Source organism: uncultured Corynebacterium sp. (assembly GCF_937999985.1).
Classification (GTDB): domain Bacteria; phylum Actinomycetota; class Actinomycetes; order Mycobacteriales; family Mycobacteriaceae; genus Corynebacterium.
The window spans coordinates 1-3,658 of sequence record NZ_CALLDG010000204.1 but is presented as its reverse complement, the minus strand read 5'-3'; the positions used below and the strand labels follow the sequence as shown (position 1 = coordinate 3,658).

The following is a 3,658-nucleotide window of genomic DNA, read 5'->3' as shown; positions in this document are numbered from 1 at the left end:
GGCCGACGGGCGCGTGCCACGAGCGTGGGTGGGTGACAGCGTTTTCCCCGGTGGCGTCGGAAAAACAAACAACCCCGAGCAGTTCCAGCAGCTCCTAGATGACGTGCGCGACAGGATCTTCACCCTCCCCGAAGAAACCCGAATCCACCCTGGTCACGGGGATTCCACGTCCGTCGGGGAGGAAAAGGGCAAGGTCGATGAGTGGGCCGCGCGAGGCTGGTAGATAGCCCCGGACCCCACTCCCGGTGAGGTTGATTCAGGTAACCTGGGAGATTGTTCGAGCACGACTAAACGCAGTCAAGGGTCGTGCCACCAACTAAAGAGGAGTGTGTAGACCCAAATGTTCCGTACCCTTGCCCGCCCGCTGCTGGCTTCCGCTTTCGCCGTTGACGGCGCCCAGATGCTGCTGAACAGCAACGAATATGCAGAAGACGCAAAGGCTATCAACGGCACTCTGCGTTCCGTGCTGCCGCAGGATAAGGCCGGCCTGATTCCCGACGATGCAGAGACCACCGTGCGCGTGGTCGGCACCACCAAGGTGGTTGCCTCCGCCCTGCTGGCAACCGGCAAGGCTCCGCGCCTGGCCGCCGCTACCCTGGCCGCCGTACAGATCCCGACCGCGCTGTCCCGCCACGCATTCTGGAATGCGTCCAATGGCGCGGAGCGCAAGGAGGAGATCCGCGGCCTGGTGACCGACCTGGCGCTGCTGGGTGGCCTGGTTATCACCTCCGCAGACACCGCCGGTAAGCCGGGCCTGAAGTGGCGTGCGCAGCAGGCTCTGCCGGGTAAGACTGAGCAGCAGAAGATGCTGGAGAATGCACAGACCCAGTCCAAGGCTTTCGCCGCCAGCGCTTCCGACCAGGCCCAGGGCTTCTTCGCCAAGACGAAGGAAGTTGCCGGCCAGGTGCAGGATAAGGTTACCGACTACGTTGACGAGCACCAGGATGAGTGGAAGGAAGCAGCCGAGAACCTGCGCGAGCGCGCAGCTGAGTTCGGCGACCAGGCTTCCGACTACGCACAGTCCGCTGCTGCCAAGGCGCAGGACGCTTGGGACGACTTCGACGCCGAAGGCCTGAAGAAGGACGTTCAGAAGGCCACCAAGAAGTCCCGCAAGCGCGCCCAGAAGGCGCAGAAGCGAGCAAAGAAGGCTCAGAAGAATGCGCAGAAGCGCTTCAAGTAAGAGCTAAATAATCAGAAAAGTACCCCTGCTAGCTCAGAGGATTATTGAGCTACCAGGGGTTCTTTGCTATCGAAAGCATTGCGGAAGGAGTAGGATAGCGTGCTCTATCCATCTCTATACTTAAGAACCCACACACAGAAGGGAACTCCCACCCACCTTGTCGCTCACCGACGACATCGCTGCCGAGCAGCGCTACCTCGACGATCTCCTAGAACGGGTCGACCAAGCCCGCGAGAAGCTGGAACAGCGGCTCAAAGCTGTCCGCCTGGAGGCCGATATCGACGACCCGCAGGGTCTGATGGTGCGCGACCGCGAGGCACGCGACATTGCTCAACGCCTGGATTCCTACTCTGCTGCGGAGATTGGCCTAATGTTCGGGCGCATCGACGTGGAAGATGCGGAGGCGGAGAACCCCGTCCCCGGAAACGAACACCTGGATCGCCGCTACATCGGACGCATCGGTTTGCACGATGACGACGAGCAGATGCGCACCCTGCTGATGGACTGGCGTGCTCCCCTGGCCCGCCCCTTCTACCTAGCCACCACCCTGCGCCCCGACGGGGTAAACACGCGGCGGCACATCACCACCCGTGGTCGGACGGTGCGCAGCGTGGCAGACGAACAGCTATCCACCACGGCAGGACCAACCGATGCGGTAGGTACTGGGCCGCGAGGGGGCGTCGCCAAAGAAGAAGCGCTACTCGATGCCGTCAACAGGGCGCGCACCGCGTATATGCAAGACATCGTAGAGACGATCGCGGCGGAACAGGACGCGATCATCCGCGCCGCACACCGTGGCGTGACCGTGGTCCAGGGAGCACCCGGTACTGGCAAGACGGCCGTGGCGCTGCACCGGGCGGCGTACCTGCTGTACACGTGGCGCGAGCAGCTCGATAACACCGGCGTGCTGATCATCGGTCCTAACGACCGCTTCCTTTCCTACATTTCACAGGTGCTGCCCTCGCTGGGCGAAACCGGCGTGGTGCTGGCAACCCCCGGCACCCTGCTGCCGAACCTGCACACCGTGCCGGAGACGAACCTGCTGGCGCGCGAAGTCAAGGGCTCGGCGGAGATGCTGACGATCCTGGCTGATGCGATCAAGACGTACCAGACCGTGCCGGAAGACAGCATCGACATCAGCATCGACGGGCTCAACGTGCAGCTCACGCCGAAGATGGTGCGGGCAGCAAGGACTCGTGCGCGGCGCTCCCGCAAGCCGCACAATCATGCGCGGGCGGCCTTCCTGGACCACGGGCTGAATTCGCTGGCGGAGGCTCTGGGCGAGAGCATCGGCGCCGACCCGCTGGGAGGCGAAAACCTGCTGGGCAAGGGCGACATCGCCACCCTGCGCGAGGAACTCGGTGCGGATCCGACGGTTGTGGACGCACTGGGGCAATTCTGGCCCGAGCTGGAACCCAACCAGGTGCTGGAGCGGCTGTACGCAGACCCGGCGGCCATCGCCGTCGACTACGACGAGGACACGTGGCGCGGTCTGGCCGCCCACCCCAGCGGCGAATGGACTGACGCTGACGCGCCACTCATCGACGAACTGATCGACATGCTGGGCTATGTCTCCGACGAGGAGACCGCCGCCGAGGAACGCGAGCAGTGGCTGGAGAAGATCACCGAGGCGCAGGAGGCGCTGGACATCCTCACCGGCTCGGCCAGCCAGGACCTGGACGATGGCTTCGCGCCCGAGGTGCTGATGGCCTACGACGTTATCGACGCCGAAACGCTGGCCGCCCGCCAGCGAGTCCGCGACCACCGCACGACTGCCGAACGTGCGGCAGCCGATAGCCGGTGGGCATTCGGACACGTGATTGTGGACGAGGCGCAAGAGCTCAGCGAGATGGCCTGGCGGATGGTGTTCCGCCGCTCGCCTAACAAGTGGATGACATTGGTGGGCGACCCGGCGCAGACCGGCAACCCCGGCGGGGTGGATAGCTGGGCGGAGGCGCTTTCCCCTTTCGTGGCCGACCGCTGGCAGCTGCACCAGCTGACGGTGAATTACCGCACTCCGAAGGACATTGCGGATCTTGCCGCGCCGCTGTTGCACGAGATCGACCCCTCGCAGCCTTCTCCCCTGGCCCTGCGCGAATCGGGTACCGGGGTGCGGTATGCCAAGGCGGCGACCGGCGCCGATCTCGGTTCGAAGGTTCAGGCCGCGGTCGAGCAGGCGCGGGAGCTGACGGGTGAATCCGGCCTGATCGGTGTGATTACCGCGAACCCCGCGCGGCTACAGGACATTGTGACGGAGCAGGCAGCGGTGCAGTCCGAGGCGGATAAAGCGGGCGTGGAAGTTGTGCTTGTGGATACCGCCGCCGCGAAGGGCCTGGAGTTCGACGAGGTGATCCTAGTCGAGCCGGCGGACATTGTGGAGAGCTCCCCCCAGGGGCTCAACGACCTCTACGTGGCCATGACCCGCGCCACCCAGGGCCTGACGGTTGTGCAAGCCCGCCCGTTGCCCTGGGATTAATC

General features: G+C 64.4%; 2 protein-coding genes and 1 pseudogene. All 3 read left to right on the top strand.

Going from position 1 to position 3,658, the window contains the following annotated elements; all coding sequences use genetic code 11:
* Positions 1-223: pseudogene (locus Q0331_RS10175) on the top strand (MBL fold metallo-hydrolase); the annotation flags it as partial.
* Between the two features lie 117 nt (positions 224-340).
* Positions 341-1,180: a DoxX family protein gene (locus Q0331_RS10170; RefSeq protein ID WP_298076234.1), complete on the top strand. Its 840-nt coding sequence runs from the start codon at positions 341-343 to the stop codon at positions 1,178-1,180.
* Positions 1,181-1,337: 157 nt separating this feature from the next.
* On the top strand, positions 1,338-3,656 hold the full coding sequence (locus Q0331_RS10165; protein ID WP_298076233.1) for an ATP-binding domain-containing protein: 2,319 nt from the start codon (positions 1,338-1,340) through the stop codon (positions 3,654-3,656).
* The last annotated feature ends 2 nt before the right edge of the window (positions 3,657-3,658 follow it).